The organism is Parundibacterium terreum (genome assembly GCF_014636315.1).
GTDB classification, from domain to species: domain Bacteria; phylum Pseudomonadota; class Gammaproteobacteria; order Burkholderiales; family Burkholderiaceae_D; genus Undibacterium; species Undibacterium terreum.
Genome location: NZ_BMED01000001.1, coordinates 203,639 through 222,554, shown reverse-complemented (window position 1 = coordinate 222,554; position 18,916 = coordinate 203,639). Strand labels below are relative to the sequence as shown.

Here is an 18,916-nt window from a genome sequence, read left to right as displayed (position 1 = left end):
AGGCTCAATGATTTTCGCGGGCGTGGTTGATCGTGTACTTGGGAATCTCTATCGTTATGTCTTCATCGCCGACTACGGCCTGGCATGACAGGCGGGAAGTCGCTTCCAGACCCCATGCTGCGTCCAGCAGATCTTCTTCATCATCGGTGGACTCGTTAAGGGATTTGAAACCTTCCCTGATCACAACGTGGCAGGTGGTGCAGGCACATGACATCTCGCAGGCGTGCTCGATCTCGACGTCGTTTTCCAGCAAGGCTTCGCACAAAGACTTTCCTTTAGGCGCATCAATCACTACGCCTTCAGGGCACAGCACGGGATGGGGCAATACAATAATTTGAGGCATTGTTTTCTCTATTCAATTTTCAGGAGTCATCTCAGACGATGTCGTCCAGTTTTTTTCCGGCCAGGGCCGTGCGCACGCTTTGGTCCATGCGTCGCGCCGCAAACTCTTCCGTTCCGTCCGCCAGGGCTTCTATCGCCTGCTTGAGCTGGGTGTGGTCGGCTGTTGCAGCCAATCCCCGCACCTGCTGCATCAATTGCGAGACGGACTCGCGCTCGGATTCAGACAGCAAATGACTATCCGCATCCATCGCCGATTGGGTCGCCAACAGAATGCGTTCCGCTTCAACCTGTTCCTCCTTTAATGCACGCAACTGCATATCGCCTTCGGCGGATTTAAAGGAATCTTGCAGCATGCGTGTCACTTCGTCGTCACCCAGTCCATAAGAAGGCTTGACGACAATCGACGCCTCGACGCCGGAACGCAGTTCACGCGCAGAGACCGACAGCAAGCCGTCTGCATCCACCTGATAGGTGATGCGGATACGCGCAGCGCCTGCCGCCATCGGCGGAATGCCGCGTAGCTCAAATTTGGCGAGTGAGCGGCAATCGCTGACCAACTCACGCTCACCTTGTACGACGTGGATTGCCAGTGCGGTCTGGCCATCCTTGAAAGTGGTAAATTCCTGCGCGCGCGCGCAAGGGATGGTGGAATTGCGTGGAATGACTTTTTCAGCCAGCCCGCCCATGGTTTCTACGCCCAAAGACAATGGAATCACGTCCAGCAGCAGCCAGTCATCGCCAGGCGCGCGGTTGCCGGCCAGCAGATTGGCCTGCATTGCAGCACCGAGGGCCACTACCTTGTCAGGATCGATATTGGCGAGCGGAGTGGTCTGAAAGAATTCGCCGACGGCTTTGCGCACATGCGGCATACGGGTAGCGCCGCCAACTAGCACGACACCGTCCACATCATCGACTGTCAACCCGGCATCGCGCAGCGCTTTTTTGGAAGGGGTAATCGTCTTGGCCACCAGATGCTGGGTAATTTCAGCAAAAACGGCTGCCTCAATGACGAGATGGACTTCCTCACCGGTGCTGAGTATGGCGTCGAAATGGGTGGAGGTCTGCGAAGACAGGATTTCCTTTGCTTCACGCGCCTTGACCATCAACAGGCTGGTATCTTCATCCGACAGCGGAGGTAACTGCGCCTGCTGCAATACCCAGCAAAACAGCCTGTGGTCAAAGTCATCGCCGCCCAGCGCGGAATCGCCACCGGTGGCCTGCACTTCAAAAACACCCTTGCTCATCCTCAGGATGGAAATATCGAAGGTGCCGCCGCCCAGATCGTAGACCGCATAAATACCCTCAGATGCATTATCGAGGCCATAGGCGATAGCAGCCGCAGTCGGCTCGTTCAGCAGGCGCAGGACATTCAGGCCGGCCAGCTTGGCCGCATCCTTGGTTGCCTGCCGTTGTGCATCATCGAAATAAGCAGGCACCGTAATCACCGCACCCACCAGATCATCGCCCAGCGCATCCTCGGCCTGCTGGCGGAGGGTGGCAAGTATCTGCGCAGAGATTTCCACAGGGCTCTTCAGGCCGGCAACGGTTTTCAACTGCACCATGCCAGGCGCGTCGTGAAAATCGTAGGGCAAGTTTTCCGCGTAGGCGATATCCTTTAAACCACGCCCCATGAAACGCTTGGCCGAGACCACTGTGTTCTTGGGATCTGTAGTTTGCGCTGCTTGCGCCTTATAGCCTATGTGTGCATGGCCATTCGGCAAATAACGCACGACAGACGGCAGCAGAGGGCGGCCTTCTTCGTCATTCAATACTTCGGGAATACTATTGCGAACGGTTGCCACCAGGGAGTTGGTGGTGCCCAGGTCTATCCCTACCGCGAGCCTGTGCTGATGCGGCGCGGTGGACATGCCTGGTTCTGAAATCTGGAGAAGTGCCATTGAATTTTTTTATGGATGTTGCAAACAATATGTGAAGTATAACGCCTGCAGGCTTTTCAGTTACCAGGCCCTGACTCGCTATTCGGCATGAACCGCGATGTCGGCGATGAATTTTTCCAGGAACATGCAGGCACGCACGATTTGCGCCGCCAGAACAAAATTGCCCGCATCCAGTGCCTGTCCGGCAGCATTCAACTCGGACTTCAACGCTGCATGTAGATCCGACTCCAGTTTGTCTAGCGCCGCGATATCGCCGGCCTGGCGCGCATCGTCAAAAGCCTCGCGCCATTCCATCTGCTGCATCAGGAAAGCGGCTGGCATCGACGTATTGGATTCCGACTGCAGGTCCACACCATTCAGCTCACACAGGTAGGTCGCACGCTTCAAAGGTTTTTTCAGCGTCTGGTAAGCTTCATTCGCACGGGTTGCCCATTGCATCGCCACTCGTTTTTCCGCATCGCCGGCTTGCACAAACTTGTCAGGATGTACCGTTGCCTGAACTTCCCGGTAAGCAATATCGAGCTGAGCAAGATCCAGCGCATATTGTTGGGGAAGGTGGAACAGCTCGAAATGATTTTGCATTATGCGTAAAGGCGGTGGAGAGAGGACCGATGGATGAGGGCGCTGGAGAGACAAAGCGCCGTCAATCCATAGTCAATGATGGCAAGCTTTGTATTGTTCCGGCGCCGGAATGGCGTTAAATCCTGAAGCTTTCGCCACACCCGCATTCGTCCTTGACGTTGGGGTTATAGAATTTGAAGCCTTCATTCAGGCCCTCGCGGGCAAAGTCCAGCTCGGTGCCGTCGATATAAGGCAAGCTCTTCGGATCGACAAATACTTTTACGCCATGCGACTCAAACACGCTGTCTTCGTTGCCGACTTCATCTACATATTCCAGCTTGTATGCCATGCCGGAACAGCCGGTGGTGCGAACGCCGAAGCGCAGGCCTATGCCTTTGCCCCGGCGCTCCATATACCGCGTCACGTGCTTCGCGGCTTTTTCTGTCAAGGTGATTGCCATGTTCAGAAGCCTAAATAAATGAAATCGAAATCAGGCAGCCTGATTGGCAACAACTGCATCACCATGCTTGGTCTTGTAGTCCAGCACAGCTGCCTTGATCGCATCTTCCGCGAGGATGGAGCAGTGGATCTTCACTGGCGGCAATGCCAGTTCTTCAGCGATCTGGGTATTCTTGATCGCCAATGCTTGATCCAGCGTCTTGCCCTTGACCCATTCTGTCACCAGGGAGGAAGAAGCGATCGCAGAGCCGCAGCCATAGGTCTTGAACTTCGCATCTTCGATCAGGCCGTTCGCGCCGACCTTGATTTGCAGTTTCATGACGTCGCCGCAGGCAGGCGCGCCTACCATACCGGTGCCGATGGTGTCGTCACCCTTGTCGAAAGCGCCGACATTACGTGGATTTTCATAGTGGTCCAACACTTTTTCTGAGTATGCCATTTTGATGCTCCTTGCCTAATTTATTTGAGTAGGATTAAAACCAGCTTCGTATCTGTCTGCACAGGATTAATGTGCAGCCCATTGGATGGAGCTGATGTCAATGCCATCCTTGTACATGTCCCACAGTGGCGACAGCTCGCGCAGCTTGCCAACTTTGGCTTTCAGTAAATCGATCGTGAAATCGATGTCTTCTTCTGTCGTAAAACGGCCTATCGTAAAGCGGATGGAACTGTGCGCCAGTTCATCGCTACGGCCCAGTGCGCGCAATACATAGGAAGGCTCCAGGCTGGCGGAAGTGCAAGCCGAACCGGAAGAAACCGCGATTTCCTTGATCGCCATGATCAGCGATTCGCCTTCTACGTAATTGAAACTCACGTTCAGATTATGTGGAACACGGTGTTCCATGTCGCCGTTGACGTAGGTTTCTTCGATTTCCTGCAGGCCTTTAGCCAGGCGGTCACGCATTGCCTTGATATGCACCAGCTCGCTATCCATTTCTTCTTTGGCGATACGGAAAGCTTCACCCATGCCGGCGATCTGGTGGGTAGGCAGGGTGCCTGAACGCAGGCCACGCTCATGGCCGCCACCGTGCATTTGCGCTTCAATACGAACACGCGGCTTGCGGCAGATGTACAGCGCACCAACACCTTTAGGGCCATAGGTTTTATGGGCGGTGAAGGTCATCAGGTCGACCTTGGTCTTTTGCAGGTCGATAACGACCTTGCCGGTTGCCTGGGCAGCGTCGCAATGGAAGATGATGCCTTTCTCGCGGCACAGCTCACCGATCTGGTCGATAGGCTGGATGACGCCGATTTCATTATTGACCAGCATCACGGATACCAGAATGGTGTCTGGGCGGATCGCCGCTTTCAACTGCTCGATCGTAATCAGGCCGTTGTCTTGCGGTTGCAGGTAAGTCGCTTCAAAGCCCTGGCGCTCCAGTTCACGCACGGTATCCAGCACAGCCTTGTGCTCAGTCTTTACCGTGATGATGTGCTTGCCCTTGGATTTGTAAAACTGCGCTGCACCCTTGATCGCCAGGTTATTGCCTTCGGTCGCACCGGAAGTCCAGATGATTTCGCGCGGATCCGCATTGACCAGCGCAGCCACATGGCCGCGTGCTTCTTCAACTGCCGCCTCGGCATCCCAGCCATACATATGGCTGCGCGATGCCGGATTACCGAATTGCGCACGCAGGAAAGGAATCATCTTGTCGGCCACGCGCGGATCTACCGGCGTCGTTGCCGAATAATCCATATAAATTGGAAAGTGCGGAGCCTTGATGGCATCAATCAAGCTTTTTTCCAGAGGGGCGTTCATGTATTGCTCCAGTAAAATAATATTGTGTATTCAGTCGTAAAGTCCGCACTAAGGCGTTGCGTGGTTGTGATGCATCACCACCACGCTCTTTTCCGCGTTCTTCTGTCTTTGCTGATTCACCAGATCCTGCAAAGACACAGAATCCAGATAATCCACCATTTTCGCATTCAGCGTTGCCCACAGCTCATGCGTCATACAACGGGCGCCGGTAGCCTGGTCTGCACCGTGGCAGTTTTCCTTGCCGCCGCATTGCGTCGCGTCCAATGGCTCATCGACTGCAATGATAATATCGGCAACAGTGACTTGCTGCGCCTTCCGCGCCAGGCTATAACCGCCGCCGGGGCCACGTACCGATTCAACAATTTCATGCCTGCGTAATTTGCCGAACAACTGTTCCAGATAAGACAAAGAGATATCCTGACGCTGGCTGATACCCGCAAGTGTCACTGGACCCTTGTCCTGGCGCAATGCCAGGTCTATCATGGCCGTTACTGCAAAACGGCCTTTAGTGGTGAGGCGCATGAGTCATTTACTCCAAGCGTTGCCGCTTTGCTATTAATCAACTAGTTGTTCTTAACAAATTAGTTACTTTTGCCCTGAGATGTTGAGCAATTTGATCAAGTATAACAAACTTGAGTGATTCTGTCAGGAATAGCCCTCGTTGCGCTATGGTGAAACCTCCAATTCCTGCCCTTCATATGACCGCTGACATAACAATAATCAACATGAGAAAAGCTTTTATTTACGCCTTAATTGTCTTGACGACAATTTTTGGCAGCATCGCCCACGCCCAGAGCTCTCGCCTGGACGAGGTTTTAAAATCAGGCAAACTCAGGATATGCATGACCGGCGACTACAAGCCATTCACGTATCAGCAGTCCAACGGGGTGTTCGAGGGCATGGATGTCGATCTTGGCCAATCCCTCGCCAAGGCCATGGGTGTGGAAGCTCAGTTCATCAAAACAAGCTGGCCCGGCCTGATGAACGATTTTCTGGAAAAGTGCGATATCGCGATGGGCGGCGTATCCATCACGCTGGACAGACTGAAAAAGGCGGGTTTTGCAGAGTCGCATATGCTGGATGGAAAATCGGCCATTGCACGCTGCACCGATACTGCCAAATTCCAATCCCTGGAAATGATAGACCAGCCAGCGACCAGGGCCATCGTCAATCCGGGTGGCACCAATGAGCGTTTCGCACGCGCCAATTTCAAACGCGCAAAGCTGATTTTACACAACGATAATGTCAGCATCTTTGAGCAGATCGTACAAGGCAAGGCCGACATCATGGTGACAGATAGCAGCGAGACCTTATGGCAAAGCAAGCAGCATACTGAGCTATGTGCGATCAATCCAGACAAGCCATTGCAGTTTGCTGAAAAAGCTTTCATGCTCCCGCGAGGGGATGTGCCCTTTAAAGCCTGGGTGGATGCCTGGATGCATATGCAAAAGGAAACCGGCGCATATCAGCAGGTATTCAATAAGTGGCTCAAATAGGAGCCCGAGCGAATGCTAGCCGGCGCCGCGCGGTTGCAAGTACAGCTCTTCCACCTTGGCCCTGGCCCAAGGGGTTTTCCTGAGGAATGTCAAACTGGATTTGATGCTGGGATCATGCGTAAAGCAGCGTATATCAATACGCCTTCCCATTTCTTCCCATCCGTAAGCTGCAACCAGGTCATTCAGGATGGCTTCCAGTGTCATGCCCTGCAGGGATAACTGCGTATTTTTTTGATTCATCATTCAAACCTTAGCGCCGCTTTGGCCAACCAGCCCTGAAAAGCAGCATACTCAAATTCTTGGCTAGCGCAAGCCTGTATGGCAAAACGCGCCTCGCCAGATTTCATTTTTTGGCATCAAGCAGTGCCTTGCGTTCTTTCGTATAAGCCCACCAAGGCAACGCCGGGGCTCCCTCCATAAAACGCACCGCAGACATGAAGGTATCCAGCACACAGGGGTCGTGCCTGGCATGGGTCCGTTCGCACAAATCCAGATATAGCTGCATAGGATCTTTCCCGACTAATTCCTGCGGGCGGAAGATACCCAGCAAACGGAGATCAGCCGCAGCCGCCTTGCCTATATTCGGCAAATCCTCCAGCTTTTGGACCTCTTCTTTCAGTATCTGAAGTTTCATAGCACTTTTAAATGTTAGGGCTTATACCAGAGCTCGGGACGCTTGCCCGGTAAACTATCCGGCCCCAGCAAAGGATTGCTGAGCTCAAGGACGCGGCGTTTCTGGATATTCGCTTTTTTGATCGCCGGAAGCAAGTGCTTCCGGAATAATCTTTCAAAGCTGCCGTCCGCCACCGCCTTTTCCAGCCCGGCATGCAAGTCTTTCGCCAGTTCAGGACGCCGGGGGCTCACAAAAAAATATAAGGCCGTAGGGTAGTGCAGCACGATGGTTTTTTCCACTTCCAGGTTATGGAAAGGGTGCTCCCTGTACTCCTGCCAGATTTCCATCACCGAGCGAGGGAAATAGTCAAAGCGCTTGCCGTCCAGCATATTGAACAAGGCCTCATAGGAAGTGGCCGTCACCACAGGCAGGCCATTGCTGCGCAGGATAGGCGTGTCCGGCCAATCATGTTCCTGGCCGGCACTGTAAGCCTGCAAATCTTTCGACTTCATGACTGTTTTAAAGATATTGCCGCGACCTCTTTTAACCAGCGCGATACGCCAGCCAAACAAGCCTTTGTCTATCGGTATCTTGACGGCCAGCAGCTGCGCCTCCCGTTCAGCCGTCGTCATGGTCCACAGCAGATCAAGCTGCCCCTGCTCGGAAAGCAGTTCCTGTATCGCGCGTGCCTGCTGCATCTTGGCGCTGCTGGCGACTCGTTGATAGTCTTTGCCGCTGTGCCTGAGTCCCAGATCAAGTGCTGCGAGCACATATTCCTGCAAGGGATCATCATCCGCCATCAGCGTGGGATAGCGCACTATGCGATTCGCGTCTGCCGCGCACGCAGCAGGCTGAAATGGCAACTGGAACGATATCAGAAGGAGGGCGTAAAAACAGCGAAGCAAAAAGGGGGAGCTCATTTTTCTCAGGGCTGGTACCACAGGTCCGCGCGGTGCAAGGGCAATCTGTCACTGCTCAGCAAAGGGTTTTTCAGTTCTATGATACGCCTGTGCTTGATATCTGCGGCGTCTATGGCAGGCTGCATGTATTGCTGGAACAGGCGCTCAAAGCTACGATCTGCGATCGCTTTTTCCAGTCCCGCACGCACATCCTCTGCCAAATCCGGCCGGCGGGGACTGACAAAGAAGTAGAAAGCAGATGGGTAATGCAGGATAACTTCCTTTTCCATAATCAATCCGTGGGCGGGATGCAATTGCAGTTCCGCCTGAATTTCCAAGACCGAGCGTGGAAAATATTCAAAGCGGCCGCCTATCAGCATGCTGAACATCGCATCTTCCGAGCTCGCGGTCACAACTTCCAGGCCATTGCTTTTCAGGATATCCGTGTCAGGCCAGCTTTGCTCCTGGCCGGCTTTGATCCCTCGCAAGTCTTTGATGGTTTTCACTCCATGGAAAAGCGGCGCCTTATCGGGTTTAATCAGCGCGATGCGCCAGCCTATCAAGCCCTTGTCCAACGGAATACGGACGGGTAGCAACTGTGCCTCGCGCTCGTCGGTAGTCATGCTCCAGAACAGATCCACCTGCCCATTGGGTGAAGTCATATCGCGTATGACGCCAGCCTGCAGCATTTTTGTTGATGTAGGAGCCAGCTCGTAGTTTTTTTTGCTGTGGCTGAGAGCCAACTGCAGCAAGGACAAAAAATATTTAACCTGGGGATCATTCGCGAGTGCAGGTTTGGGGTAGTGCACAAGTTCGTCGGCAACGGCGCCGGGGGAGAGCAGGAAACCGCCTAAAATTAAGGCAATATTCAGACAGGCCAGATAGTATGCACGTGCGGCCAGCTTCATTAAGGTCCCCCAGTTAGCCTATCTCGCCGGCTCTAAAGACCAGCGTAAGCTCCTAGTATATCCAGTGCCGCTTGTTTCAAAAAGCAAACATTCTTTAAATCACAACCAATACGTCAGTCATACCAATTCATTACCAAAAAATAAAGCCGGCCTGCTTACGCAAAACCGGCTTTCTGCCCTTGCCTAAAAACGCTCAAATTCAGATATCAAAACTGATGCCTTGCGCCAGCGGCAGTGAGTCGCTGTAATTGATCGTATTGGTGGAACGGCGCATATAGGCTTTCCATGCGTCTGAACCGGACTCACGGCCTCCGCCGGTCTCTTTCTCGCCACCGAAAGCGCCACCGATTTCAGCACCGCTAGGGCCGATATTGACATTGGCGATGCCACAGTCGCTGCCGCTATCCGACATGAAACGTTCCGCTTCACGCACGTCGGTTGTGAAGATACTGGACGACAGCCCTTGCGGTACATCGTTATTCAAGGCGATGGCTTGCTGCAGATCCGTGTAGCGAACGATGTACAGGATAGGTGCAAAGGTTTCGTGCTGCATCACATTGCTTTGTGCAGGCATTTCAACCAGGGCCGGCTGAACATAATAACCGCCCTCGGAGCCGGCTACAGCAACACGTTCTCCACCAAATACCTGGCCTTGCTCTGCGCGTGCTGCGGCCAGCGCGGTTTGCATGCAGTCAAAAGCAGCATGGTCGATCAGGGGACCGATCAGCGTGCTTTTTTGCAAAGGGCTGCCGATAGGCAAACCTGCATAGACTTTTTTCAAGCGCGGTACCAGTGTGTCGTACACGCTGTCATGCACAAACAGGCGGCGCAGGGTAGTGCAGCGCTGGCCTGCAGTGCCTACTGCGGAGAAAGTAATCGCGCGTACAGCCATTTCCAGATCGGCGCTAGGGGCGACGATCATCGCATTGTTGCCGCCGAGTTCCAGGATGGTTTTTGCAAGGCGGGTTGCGCAATCCTGAGCAACCTGGCGTCCCATGCGGGTGCTGCCGGTGGCGCTGACCAATGGAACGCGCTTGTCATTGACCATTTGCGAGCCTGCTTCGCGGTCGCCGATGATCAGCTCAGCCAGGCCAACTGGCGCATCGCTGCCAAAGCGTGCGACCGCTTTCTGGAACAGCGCATGTACGGCAACAGCCGTCAATGGCGTTTTTTCAGAAGGCTTCCAGGTCACGCTATTGCCACATACAAAGGCCAGTGCTGCATTCCAGGCCCATACTGCAACCGGGAAGTTGAACGCCGAGATCACACCTACCACGCCCAGCGGATGCCAGACTTCCATCATCCTGTGACCAGGGCGCTCCGATGCAATAGTCAAGCCATACAGCTGGCGCGACAGCCCTACGGCGAAATCGCAGATGTCGATCATTTCCTGCACTTCGCCCAGGCCTTCCTGCAAAATCTTGCCCGCTTCGAGTGTTACCAGCTTGCCGAGGGCCTCTTTATGCAGGCGCAATTCTTCACCAAACAGGCGCACCAGCTCACCGCGGCGCGGCGCCGGCACATTGCGCCATTGCAAAAAGGCCGCGTGGGCGCGGTCTATCTTGGCTTTTACCTGATCCGCGTTGTCGGCGCGCAGAACGGCGAGCACCTGGCCGTCGATAGGCGAGGTGCTGGTAATATCCTTGCCAGCGTAATCAGCAAGATTGGCTCCCATCTCGGACAGCAGGGCTGCCAGGGTAGCTTGATTTGTTTCCATGTAGGTCTCCGAAAACGGCCCAGTTTTTGCGGGTCGCCTTAAAATTCAATTTCCTTTTTAAATCAAGGTCTTGCCTGATTTAAACAGCGTAGTAACGTCCAAAGCGGTTTGCCAGGAAGTCCGACAGAGTGGCTTGCTCCTGGCGCACCAGTCCGTGTTTCGGTAGTTTACCCTGAACTACCAGATCCACCATAGCGCAAATTCCGGAAGCGGTAGTCAACTGGATCGCAGACAGCAATTGGCCATTGACAACCTGGCTGTATATTTTCTTCGCATAGGTTTCCTGTTCCAGGCGGCCTTCGCGGGTGCCGGCAACGCTGACAAAGACCAGCACTACGTCCTGCTTGGTCATAGGGATGGACGCTTCCATCACTTCTTTCAGGATATGGCGGCGGTCGGGCTGGCCCAATTGCAAGTCGCGTATCAGCATCTTGACGATGTCGCGGTGGCCGGGATAACGCACAGTCTTGTAGTTCAGGTTTTGCACCTTGCCCGCCAGGCTTTCGCACAAGGTGCCGAGGCCGCCGGAGGTGTTAAAAGCCTCGTAATCAACGCCATCCAGAGAGAAGTGCTCGATTTCTTCCAGCGCAGAGGTTTCGCGCAGATCGCCGTCCACAATCGCCTCGCAGGGATTGCAGTATTCATTGATCAGGCCGTCGGTACTCCAGGTCAGGTTGTATTTGAGTGCATTGCTAGGATAAGTCGGCAATGCGCCGACACGCATATTTACATCGCGCAGGCGGTCAAAGCGTTTTGCAACATCATTGGCGACGATAGAGATAAACCCAGGAGCCAGGCCGCACTGCGGCACGAAAGCACAGTCTGCGCCTTCCGCCAGTTGCTTGACCACGCGTGTGCTTTCCACGTCCTCTGTCAAATCGAAATAATGGGAATTCGCTGCCTTGGCCGCACCTGCAATGATGGGGGTGAGGAAGTAAGGGCAGGCGGACAAGGTTACCTGATGGTCACGGATCAATTCCGTGACTGCATTTTTGTCGGACAGATCAGCCTGCACTACCTTCACATTTGGGAACGCAGCTTGCTCGACATACTTCAGGCGCTGCGGATCGCGGTCGGCCACGGTGATCTGATAATCACCGGTGTGCGATAGCAGATTCAGGATGGCGTCGCCGATTTTGCCTGCGCCTAGCAGTATGAGTTTCGTTGTCATGGGGTCTCCAGTATGCAGTGATGAGGGTATTGGTATGTGATGCAACTGGAGTAAGTGTATTGGCAAGTTTTGTCAGATAATAGAGTGTAAAATATCGTCAAGATGACCCACATCGCAACAATATGACCAATTTTTACTACAAAATGACCAAATGAAGCCCAGCCTGGACGATATCGACAATAAAATACTGGCGTTGCTGATGGACAATGCACGCCTGCCGGTAACGACGATCGCCAAGCAGGTAGATATTGCCAGGACAACGGTCATCGCCCGCATCAATGCGCTGGAGAAAAGGGGAGTGATCGCGGGTTACGGCTTGAAGCTGAACCAGGAGATGTTCCAGCCGGCAGTACGTGCCTATGTGGGCTTGTCGGTCGAGGCCCGCTATGCACCCAGTTTGATGAAATTCCTGCAACAACTGCCGGAAGTGGAAACCTTGTGCGCAGTCAGCGGCGCCATTGACTACATGCTGACCCTGCGCTGTGCTACGACAGAAGTACTGGATCGCTTGCTGGATCAGATAGGTGCGCTGGATGGCGTAAGGCAGACCTCTACGTCTATTATCCTGAGCAAACGGATAGACCGCGGGGCTTTATAACGGCAAGGCGAAATAGGACTAATAGAGGAAAACAAGGACAACTACTGGCAGAGCAGGAAATGCTGAAGGCGGGCAGGGTGGAAGGGCAGGATAGTTCTCGCCGGCAAGGCTGTGAAGACATCGGTCCACAGCCTGTTTTTACTGCAGAAGATCAGGATTGACTGGCGGGCTTCATCACAGCACGACCGCCGCTCATTTCATCAGCGGAGTTTTTTTTATCGGGGCAGGTTTCAGCAAAATGCGTCGTCGTTTGCTGCAAAATTTGCAAGTGGATAGACGCTCTGTCTACACCTGTCCTGTCCAGATAGACCGGCTGCGCTACGGCACTGGCAGAGGCCGATGCAGCGGCGGCGCTCAGCGCCTTGCGGCTGTCGAGCTGCGTTGTTTTTTCCGGCATGGTCAGCGCCAGGGCGCTACCGACCATCATGGTGGACAAGGCAATGCCCAATAAAGCGGATTTCTTTAACATGATTATTCTGTCTTCCAGGGTATCAATGATAATAATATGCGAATCTTAGCTAAATTGCGTTGCTACTTTGGCTCTTGCGGCAGAATTCAATGAGATTAAAGAGGCTTGCTCCTGCCGCAGGCTGGCCAGTTTCTCTGATGCCGACAAGCGTTTTGCTGTAAGGACAACAGTCTGTACCTGTTGCGCAGCCTCTTGTGTCGCCATTGCCTGCTTCTGTTCGTTGGACAGGCGCTTTGCCGAAATGATCACTGTATGAACCGTATCGTCCACCATGATAGCAGGTGTTGGGGACATATTGCGAGCAGTTGATGTTGCGGTGAGAGCTATCGTCAGCAAGCTAGTGAAGAATACCGCACACAGGGCGAGCTTGGTGAGAACAGATGGGTGCAGTACAGTGCTGATTTTCATGTTTTTCTCCTGCTGGTAAGCTTGTGTCGATGTCAGCACTGTAGACAAGACTTCTTCTTGTTGCCAATGCAATGCGACGAAATGCCGGAATGCGGGAATAAAGCAGGTGAAAGCAGGGCTGAAATGCAAATAAACTGGCAGTTTTTTCATGACTTATTGATAAGCCACCTATAATAATCAGCAACAATTCTCTAGAGCCAACATGCTTTTATCCTCACAAGGCCGCTTTGCGACAGCTATATTCCTCCTGGCAAGTCTGTGCATCAATCATGTACAAGCAGCGGATTCCGCCGCTCCCGCATGGGGCAAGCCTCCGGCAAGTCCGGTACGCACCGTCGTCAACAATTACTTCGGCACCAAGGTCAATGACCCTTATCGCTACCTGGAGCAACTGACAGATGGGGAAGTCAGCACCTGGATGAAAGCACAGGCCGACTTCACAGGAAATGTGCTGCAGCATATTTCAGGGCGGACTGCCCTGATGCAAAGACTGGCCGAATTGAACAATGCTTCCGACAGCATCGCGAATCTGGTTGAAGTGCGGGGCCAGCAGTTCTACCTGCTGGCCGAGGCGGGCCGTAATGGCCGCCGCTTGTTCGTACGCAATGCCGCAACGGGCGGCCAGAAGCTGCTGCTGGACCCGGACTCAATGTCAAGCCCCGGCAAGACCTATGCGATCGACTTCCTGTATCCTTCACTGGATGCTGCAATGGTCATTGTCGGGCTGTCACAGGGAGGTTCGGAAAATAGCGTCCTGAAAATCATCAAGGTGGAAGATGCCAGCCAACTGCCGGAATCCATAGACAGAGCAGGCCTGAATCACCACGGAATGGCCTGGCTGCCGGATAGCAGCGGCTTCTTCTATAACCGCCTGCCAAAGAAGGATGCGAAAGGCGTCGGCGAGCGCTATAACAAGAGCGTGGTCTGGCAGCATATCATCGCTCAGAGCCCGGACAAGGACCAGGCTTTGATCGGTTTTGGCCTGAACGCACAACGGCCCTTTGCCACCGCTGATCTGCCTCACCTCATCACCGATGCCAACTCGACCTACGTGATAGCGGAAGTCGAGCATGGCGATGCGGTAGACCGCAGCTTGTATGTAGCAAAACTGGCGGATCTAAAAGGTAATGCCACTCCTTGGCAAAAGCTGGCAGCTCCGGCTGACCAGATTCATGCGGCGTGGCTGCATGGAGACCAGCTATATCTGCTGTCCTACCAAAAAGCGCCGCGCGGCAAGATACTGCAGCTTGATTTGAAAAAACCTTATCTCTCCACCGCCAAGACCGTCGTCAAGCCGGGCAGCGACGTGTTGCGCGGCGGTGCAGTCGCCAAGGATGCCTTGTATCTGCATGCACTGGCGAACGGCAGCAGCAAACTCATACGGCTCGATCACAGCAGTTTACAAACCAATGCGCCAGAACTGCCATTTGCGGGAACAATACGCCAGATTGGCGCCGACTCCACCGACGAGGGTGCATCGATTGCACTGGAAGGCTGGACCAGTCCCAAGGCCGTATTCAAGGTTTCGGCAGAAGGGCGTTTCAATGACGTGGGCATTGTTCAACCCTCCAGAGCAGACTTCAGCAACATCGCGACCAGGCTGGTGATGGTCAGAAGCCATGACGGCGTTCAGGTGCCAATGTCTCTGCTATACCGCAAAGACATCAAACTGGATAGCAGCAACCCCACCATCCTGAGCGGCTATGGCGCCTATGGTTTAACCATGTCGCCGAATTTTGATCCGATGCGCCTCGCGTGGCTGGAGCAGGGCGGCGTCATCGCGATTGCCCATGTACGCGGAGGTGGCGAGCTGGGCGAAGACTGGCATCAGGGAGCGCATATCCTGAACAAGGCAAACACCGCGCTGGACTTCATCGCAGCAGCCGAATATCTGATCAAGAACAATTACACATCCAGCACTAAACTGGCAGGGCAGGGGAAAAGCGCAGGCGGAATCACCATAGGCGGCGCCATCAATCGCCGGCCGGAACTGTTTGCGGCTGCCCATAGCGGGGTGGGTTTATCGGATTTGTTACGGGCAGAGCTGACGCCAAACGGGCCGCCAAATATTGCAGAATTCGGTACAGTCAAGAATCCTGCGCAGTTCAAGGCCATGCTATCGAATAGCCCCTATCACAACGTCCGTGACGGCGTGGCGTACCCGGCCGTTATCATCACGACCGGAGCCAATGATCCCCGCGTGGCATCCTGGATGTCGTCCAAGCTTGCGGCCAGACTGCAAGCTGCCTCAAGCAGTGGCAAGCCGGTACTACTGCGCATCGACTATGACGGCGGGCACGGCATGGGATCAAGTAGAGCAAAGATAATTGCCGAAACCGCCGATGTCTGGTCCTTCTTCCTGTGGCAGATGGATGCGCCGGGATACAGCTACAAATAGATCCCGGCCCAAGTGTATTGGCCTGCTTAGATGAGTAGATATTTAAACGCGCACCAGCAGTTTGCCGACGTTTTTTCCTTCGAACAGCATGTTCAACGCCTGTGGCAATTGATCGAATCCATCTACGATGGTTTCATCAAAGACGATTTCGCGGTTCTTGACCCAGGGCGCAACGATGGCGCGCATTTCATCCATCCTGGCTACAAAATCGCGTGCCAGAATGCCTTGTATCGTCGCGCGCTGGAACAGCATATGCTGCAACATGCGCGGAGCCAGGTCAGGATGGTCCAGGCCGCCGTCATACTGGCTGATGGTGCCGCAAATGATGATGCGCGCTCTCAGCTTGATCAAGGGGATGACCGCATCGGTCACCATGCCGCCCACATTGTCGAAATAGATATCGACGCCGCCGGTTTGCTTCTGGATCTCTGCGGCCAGCGCATCTGCACTGGAAAAGGCCTTATAGTCGACGGCTCCGTCCAGGCCCAGCTCATTCAACAGATACGCGCATTTTTTTGCGCCGCCGGCAATCCCTATCACGCGGCAGCCGGCGCGTTTGCCAAACTGCGTAACCAGAGAGCCCACGGCACCCGCTGCGCCCGATACAACCAGGGTTTCCCCCGGGCGAGGGCGGCCAGCCTCCATCAGACCGAACCATGCAGTCCTGCCGGGCATGCCGAGTACACCCAGTGCAGTCGAGACGGGAGCGGCTTCCGCATCCAGCTTTTGCAGATCGTTGGCATGGCATTTATCAAATAACTGCCAGCCGTTATAGCCAAGCACCCAGTCGCCAGGCTGGAAACGCTCGCTGGCAGAAGCCAGCACCTGGGCAACGACGCCTGCCCGCTGCACGATTCCCAGCGGATGCGGCACGTCATAAGTCCTGCGTTCATGCTGCTGGATGCGCATATACGGATCAACGCTGATATAGCGCGCCTGCACCAGCACTTCATTATTGGCCAAGCTATCGTCAATCGCGCTTTCTCGGAGTTCATAGTGCTCGGCGCCCACGCGGCCATCCGGGCGCCTCACATAAAACCATTGTTTATTGTTAAAGATTCTGGTTTGCATAATCACTCCCGAGATTTATCAGATGTGCAAAGTATCGGCGATATCTATATACTTTTGTTCGATAAATATTCCATAATCATGTACTAATATTCAATCATCCATGATAGACCTGAACGAGTTAAAGCATTTTTTATTGATAGCCCGCTATCAGAATCTGGCGCTGGCTGCGGAGCAGATTCATCTTACTCCCGGAGCCTTGTCAAAGTCCCTGAAAAGACTGGAGGAAGAATTGCAGGTGCGCCTGTTCGACCGCGACGGCAGGGCACTGAAACTCAATGCCGGCGGCGAGAAGCTGAAAGAGCGTGCAGCGGACCTGCTGGCAGCCGCAGAGCAATTGCAATCAGAATTTGCAGGCAAAAAGCATACCTTCAAATGCAGGATCGCCGCGCCGGCGCTGCTGCATCTGGGCTGGGGACGCGAGCTGGCAGCCAAAGTAATACACAATTATCCCAAAGCATTGGTCAGTTTTGAGCAAAAGACCGAGCACGCCGCCCTGGCCTCGGTGATCAACGGCGAGGCCGATGTAGCTGTAGTCACTACTACCGTCACAGAAAACCTGGATGCTCGCCTGCTAGGCATGCCCCTAGGCCAAACAGAGTTTAGAGTTGCGATAAGCAATAAGCATGTGCTGGCAAATGGGTATCATGCCTATAAGGCAGCCGTTGAAGAAGTGCTGAAGCATGATTTCGCGGCGCTGCTGACGCCGCCGTTTGTATCGCTGGAACGCCATGCAGCAAGCGACGGTTGGCGCGATGACATTTTTCCCAGGACCATACGCTTCCGCAGCGATGACCTGCTGCTGATCAGCCAATTGCTGGCTGACGGCCAGGCGCTGGCGTATCTGCCTGACTACGTCATCGATGCGCTGGGCATGCAAACGCTGGCAATTACAGGCTGTCCTTACTTCTGCCGGCAAAATGTAGTTCTGGTGAGCAGGAAGAGTAATAGCAGCGGATGGATAGACAAGCTGAGCACTATATACAAAAACTAAACTCTGTTTTGATAGCGCCATCCACAGAAGGGCCGAAATACCCGCAAAAGAAGCCGGCGCCATGCTTTACAATGGGGGCTGCCCGATATTGGCGTAGAACCTGCTTCCGCCTCTTCTCCGATTTTGTTCTTTTTGCATAGCTCCCCCATGAAACGCCCTCGCTTCTTACCCGATAACCTGACCCTGATGCTATTGACCGTGATCCTGACGGCCAGCTTCTTCCCCTGCACAGGCCAGGTCGCGGTCGCTTTTGACTGGCTGACCACGTTGATGATAGGCCTGCTTTTTTTCATGCATGGGGCGAAGCTATCGCGCGAAGCAGTAATTGCCGGCGCATCGCACTGGAGGCTGCACCTGACCGTGTTGCTGTTCACTTTCGCGATATTCCCACTGCTGGGGCTGTTGCTCAAACCTGCGCTGCTGCTGATCATCACGCCAGACCTGTATCTGGGAATACTGTTTTTGTGCGTGCTGCCATCCACCGTGCAATCGTCCATCGCGTTCACGGCCGTAGCGCGCGGCAATGTACCTGCGGCGATATGCAGCGCTTCGGCTTCCAATTTGCTGGGTATCTTCCTGACACCGGTGCTGGTCGGCATGATCGTTGTCGCGCATGGTGCAGGGCACTCTTCGCTGGATTCCATCCTGAAGATAGTCTATCAATTGCTGGTGCCGTTCGTGGCAGGGCAGATCGTCCGTCCCTGGATCGCGCCGTGGATAGAACGCCATAAGGATGTGCTGAAAATGGTGGACCAGAGCTCCATTCTGCTGGTGGTGTATGTCGCCTTTAGCGAAGCAGTGGAGCAGGGGCTGTGGAAGCAATTGCCCTTGTATATGCTGGTAAGCCTGATCGGCATCAGCGCCGTCATGCTGGCCATCATCATGGCGTTGGCAACCTACTCCAGCCGCCGTTTCGGCTTCAACAAGGAAGATGAAATCACCGTCGTATTCTGCGGCTCCAAAAAGAGCCTTGCCAGCGGCGTACCTATGGCCAAGGTGCTGTTTGCCAGCCAATCGGTAGGCATGGTCTTGCTGCCTTTGATGCTATTCCACCAATTGCAATTGATGGTGTGCGCAGTCATGGCGCAAAAATACGCGTCCCGGAAAGGCACGTAAAAGCTGCCCTCGAAAAAAAGCCGTACTGACTACTGATCAGTA

At 54.1% G+C, this 18,916-nt stretch carries 21 protein-coding genes; 5 read left to right on the top strand and 16 right to left on the bottom strand.

The features are described from left to right. Positions 1-4 precede the first annotated feature (4 nt). From fdx to iscR, 7 genes are all read right to left on the bottom strand, one after another. The gene (gene fdx / locus IEW12_RS01030; protein ID WP_188564145.1) at positions 5-343 is read right to left on the bottom strand and encodes an ISC system 2Fe-2S type ferredoxin; all 339 of its coding nucleotides are present in this window, start codon (positions 341-343) and stop codon (positions 5-7) included. Between the two features lie 31 nt (positions 344-374). Further along, positions 375-2,240: a Fe-S protein assembly chaperone HscA gene (hscA, locus tag IEW12_RS01025; RefSeq protein WP_188564144.1), complete on the bottom strand. Its 1,866-nt coding sequence runs from the start codon at positions 2,238-2,240 to the stop codon at positions 375-377. A 78-nt stretch (positions 2,241-2,318) separates the two neighbouring features. Continuing rightward, positions 2,319-2,822, bottom strand: a complete 504-nt coding sequence (hscB, locus tag IEW12_RS01020; RefSeq protein ID WP_188564143.1) for a Fe-S protein assembly co-chaperone HscB — start codon at positions 2,820-2,822, stop codon at positions 2,319-2,321. A gap of 115 nt (positions 2,823-2,937) precedes the next feature. Beyond that, positions 2,938-3,261: an iron-sulfur cluster assembly protein IscA gene (gene iscA, locus IEW12_RS01015; protein WP_188564142.1), complete on the bottom strand. Its 324-nt coding sequence runs from the start codon at positions 3,259-3,261 to the stop codon at positions 2,938-2,940. Positions 3,262-3,291: 30 nt separating this feature from the next. Beyond that, on the bottom strand, positions 3,292-3,699 hold the full coding sequence (iscU, locus tag IEW12_RS01010; protein WP_188564141.1) for a Fe-S cluster assembly scaffold IscU: 408 nt from the start codon (positions 3,697-3,699) through the stop codon (positions 3,292-3,294). Positions 3,700-3,765: 66 nt separating this feature from the next. Then, positions 3,766-5,019 carry an IscS subfamily cysteine desulfurase gene (locus IEW12_RS01005; protein ID WP_188564140.1) on the bottom strand — a complete coding sequence of 418 codons (1,254 nt, stop codon included), beginning with the start codon at positions 5,017-5,019 and terminating at the stop codon, positions 3,766-3,768. Positions 5,020-5,067: 48 nt separating this feature from the next. Continuing rightward, positions 5,068-5,541, bottom strand: a complete 474-nt coding sequence (gene iscR / locus IEW12_RS01000) for a Fe-S cluster assembly transcriptional regulator IscR (protein ID WP_188564139.1) — start codon at positions 5,539-5,541, stop codon at positions 5,068-5,070. A gap of 203 nt (positions 5,542-5,744) precedes the next feature. Here iscR and IEW12_RS00995 point away from each other — a divergent pair, with 203 nt between their 5' ends. After that, positions 5,745-6,515, top strand: a complete 771-nt coding sequence (locus tag IEW12_RS00995) for a transporter substrate-binding domain-containing protein (RefSeq protein WP_188564138.1) — start codon at positions 5,745-5,747, stop codon at positions 6,513-6,515. Positions 6,516-6,530: 15 nt separating this feature from the next. Here the strand turns inward: IEW12_RS00995 and IEW12_RS00990 are convergent, their stop codons facing one another. From IEW12_RS00990 to IEW12_RS00965, 6 genes are all read right to left on the bottom strand, one after another. Continuing rightward, positions 6,531-6,758, bottom strand: a complete 228-nt coding sequence (locus tag IEW12_RS00990) for a VF530 family protein (protein WP_443098501.1) — start codon at positions 6,756-6,758, stop codon at positions 6,531-6,533. 100 nt (positions 6,759-6,858) lie between these two features. After that, entirely contained in the window at positions 6,859-7,149 is a 291-nt protein-coding gene (locus IEW12_RS00985; protein WP_188564137.1) for a helix-hairpin-helix domain-containing protein, read from the bottom strand. A 14-nt stretch (positions 7,150-7,163) separates the two neighbouring features. Further along, positions 7,164-7,946 carry a transporter substrate-binding domain-containing protein gene (locus IEW12_RS00980; protein WP_188564136.1) on the bottom strand — a complete coding sequence of 261 codons (783 nt, stop codon included), beginning with the start codon at positions 7,944-7,946 and terminating at the stop codon, positions 7,164-7,166. Between the two features lie 107 nt (positions 7,947-8,053). Continuing rightward, positions 8,054-8,935, bottom strand: a complete 882-nt coding sequence (locus IEW12_RS00975; RefSeq protein ID WP_188564135.1) for a substrate-binding periplasmic protein — start codon at positions 8,933-8,935, stop codon at positions 8,054-8,056. Between the two features lie 199 nt (positions 8,936-9,134). After that, on the bottom strand, positions 9,135-10,652 hold the full coding sequence (gene amaB / locus IEW12_RS00970; protein ID WP_188564134.1) for an L-piperidine-6-carboxylate dehydrogenase: 1,518 nt from the start codon (positions 10,650-10,652) through the stop codon (positions 9,135-9,137). A gap of 79 nt (positions 10,653-10,731) precedes the next feature. After that, positions 10,732-11,823, bottom strand: a complete 1,092-nt coding sequence (locus IEW12_RS00965) for a saccharopine dehydrogenase family protein (protein WP_188564133.1) — start codon at positions 11,821-11,823, stop codon at positions 10,732-10,734. A gap of 151 nt (positions 11,824-11,974) precedes the next feature. Between IEW12_RS00965 and IEW12_RS00960 the strand changes: the two genes are divergently transcribed. Next, complete coding sequence (locus IEW12_RS00960) at positions 11,975-12,421, top strand: Lrp/AsnC family transcriptional regulator (protein ID WP_188564132.1); 447 nt, start codon at positions 11,975-11,977, stop codon at positions 12,419-12,421. 151 nt (positions 12,422-12,572) lie between these two features. On the opposite strand, the gene IEW12_RS00955 is transcribed toward IEW12_RS00960, so the two are convergent. Then, positions 12,573-12,890, bottom strand: a complete 318-nt coding sequence (locus IEW12_RS00955) for a hypothetical protein (protein WP_188564131.1) — start codon at positions 12,888-12,890, stop codon at positions 12,573-12,575. Positions 12,891-12,935: 45 nt separating this feature from the next. After that, positions 12,936-13,448, bottom strand: coding sequence for a hypothetical protein (locus IEW12_RS00950; protein ID WP_188564130.1), 513 nt, complete (start codon positions 13,446-13,448; stop codon positions 12,936-12,938). A gap of 52 nt (positions 13,449-13,500) precedes the next feature. Here IEW12_RS00950 and IEW12_RS00945 point away from each other — a divergent pair, with 52 nt between their 5' ends. Beyond that, positions 13,501-15,696 carry a prolyl oligopeptidase family serine peptidase gene (locus tag IEW12_RS00945; protein ID WP_188564129.1) on the top strand — a complete coding sequence of 732 codons (2,196 nt, stop codon included), beginning with the start codon at positions 13,501-13,503 and terminating at the stop codon, positions 15,694-15,696. A 42-nt stretch (positions 15,697-15,738) separates the two neighbouring features. Here IEW12_RS00945 and IEW12_RS00940 read toward each other — a convergent pair whose 3' ends face one another. Further along, a complete protein-coding gene (locus IEW12_RS00940; RefSeq protein ID WP_188564128.1) occupies positions 15,739-16,767 on the bottom strand; it encodes an NADP-dependent oxidoreductase in 1,029 nt (342 codons plus the stop codon). 100 nt (positions 16,768-16,867) lie between these two features. On the opposite strand from IEW12_RS00940, the gene IEW12_RS00935 reads away from it, so the two are divergent. After that, complete coding sequence (locus IEW12_RS00935; RefSeq protein ID WP_188564127.1) at positions 16,868-17,758, top strand: LysR family transcriptional regulator; 891 nt, start codon at positions 16,868-16,870, stop codon at positions 17,756-17,758. A 147-nt stretch (positions 17,759-17,905) separates the two neighbouring features. After that, positions 17,906-18,874, top strand: coding sequence for a bile acid:sodium symporter family protein (locus IEW12_RS00930; protein ID WP_188564126.1), 969 nt, complete (start codon positions 17,906-17,908; stop codon positions 18,872-18,874). Positions 18,875-18,916: the final 42 nt, after the last annotated feature.

Bases quoted from the DNA above. Each gene is read 5' to 3' on its own strand.
- amaB (WP_188564134.1), bottom strand. From the start codon at position 10,652: ATGGAAACAAATCAAGCTACCCTGGCAGCCCTGCTGTCCGAGATGGGA.
- IEW12_RS00960 (WP_188564132.1), top strand. From the start codon at position 11,975: ATGAAGCCCAGCCTGGACGATATCGACAATAAAATACTGGCGTTGCTG.
- hscB (WP_188564143.1), bottom strand. From the start codon at position 2,822: ATGCAAAATCATTTCGAGCTGTTCCACCTTCCCCAACAATATGCGCTG.
- IEW12_RS00950 (WP_188564130.1), bottom strand. From the start codon at position 13,448: ATGAAAAAACTGCCAGTTTATTTGCATTTCAGCCCTGCTTTCACCTGC.
- IEW12_RS00945 (WP_188564129.1), top strand. From the start codon at position 13,501: ATGCTTTTATCCTCACAAGGCCGCTTTGCGACAGCTATATTCCTCCTG.
- iscA (WP_188564142.1), bottom strand. From the start codon at position 3,261: ATGGCAATCACCTTGACAGAAAAAGCCGCGAAGCACGTGACGCGGTAT.
- IEW12_RS00985 (WP_188564137.1), bottom strand. From the start codon at position 7,149: ATGAAACTTCAGATACTGAAAGAAGAGGTCCAAAAGCTGGAGGATTTG.
- IEW12_RS00940 (WP_188564128.1), bottom strand. From the start codon at position 16,767: ATGCAAACCAGAATCTTTAACAATAAACAATGGTTTTATGTGAGGCGC.
- iscR (WP_188564139.1), bottom strand. From the start codon at position 5,541: ATGCGCCTCACCACTAAAGGCCGTTTTGCAGTAACGGCCATGATAGAC.
- IEW12_RS00965 (WP_188564133.1), bottom strand. From the start codon at position 11,823: ATGACAACGAAACTCATACTGCTAGGCGCAGGCAAAATCGGCGACGCC.
- IEW12_RS00975 (WP_188564135.1), bottom strand. From the start codon at position 8,935: ATGAAGCTGGCCGCACGTGCATACTATCTGGCCTGTCTGAATATTGCC.
- iscU (WP_188564141.1), bottom strand. From the start codon at position 3,699: ATGGCATACTCAGAAAAAGTGTTGGACCACTATGAAAATCCACGTAAT.
- IEW12_RS00930 (WP_188564126.1), top strand. From the start codon at position 17,906: ATGAAACGCCCTCGCTTCTTACCCGATAACCTGACCCTGATGCTATTG.
- IEW12_RS00995 (WP_188564138.1), top strand. From the start codon at position 5,745: ATGAGAAAAGCTTTTATTTACGCCTTAATTGTCTTGACGACAATTTTT.
- IEW12_RS01005 (WP_188564140.1), bottom strand. From the start codon at position 5,019: ATGAACGCCCCTCTGGAAAAAAGCTTGATTGATGCCATCAAGGCTCCG.
- IEW12_RS00935 (WP_188564127.1), top strand. From the start codon at position 16,868: ATGATAGACCTGAACGAGTTAAAGCATTTTTTATTGATAGCCCGCTAT.
- IEW12_RS00955 (WP_188564131.1), bottom strand. From the start codon at position 12,890: ATGTTAAAGAAATCCGCTTTATTGGGCATTGCCTTGTCCACCATGATG.
- fdx (WP_188564145.1), bottom strand. From the start codon at position 343: ATGCCTCAAATTATTGTATTGCCCCATCCCGTGCTGTGCCCTGAAGGC.
- IEW12_RS00990 (WP_443098501.1), bottom strand. From the start codon at position 6,758: ATGATGAATCAAAAAAATACGCAGTTATCCCTGCAGGGCATGACACTG.
- hscA (WP_188564144.1), bottom strand. From the start codon at position 2,240: ATGGCACTTCTCCAGATTTCAGAACCAGGCATGTCCACCGCGCCGCAT.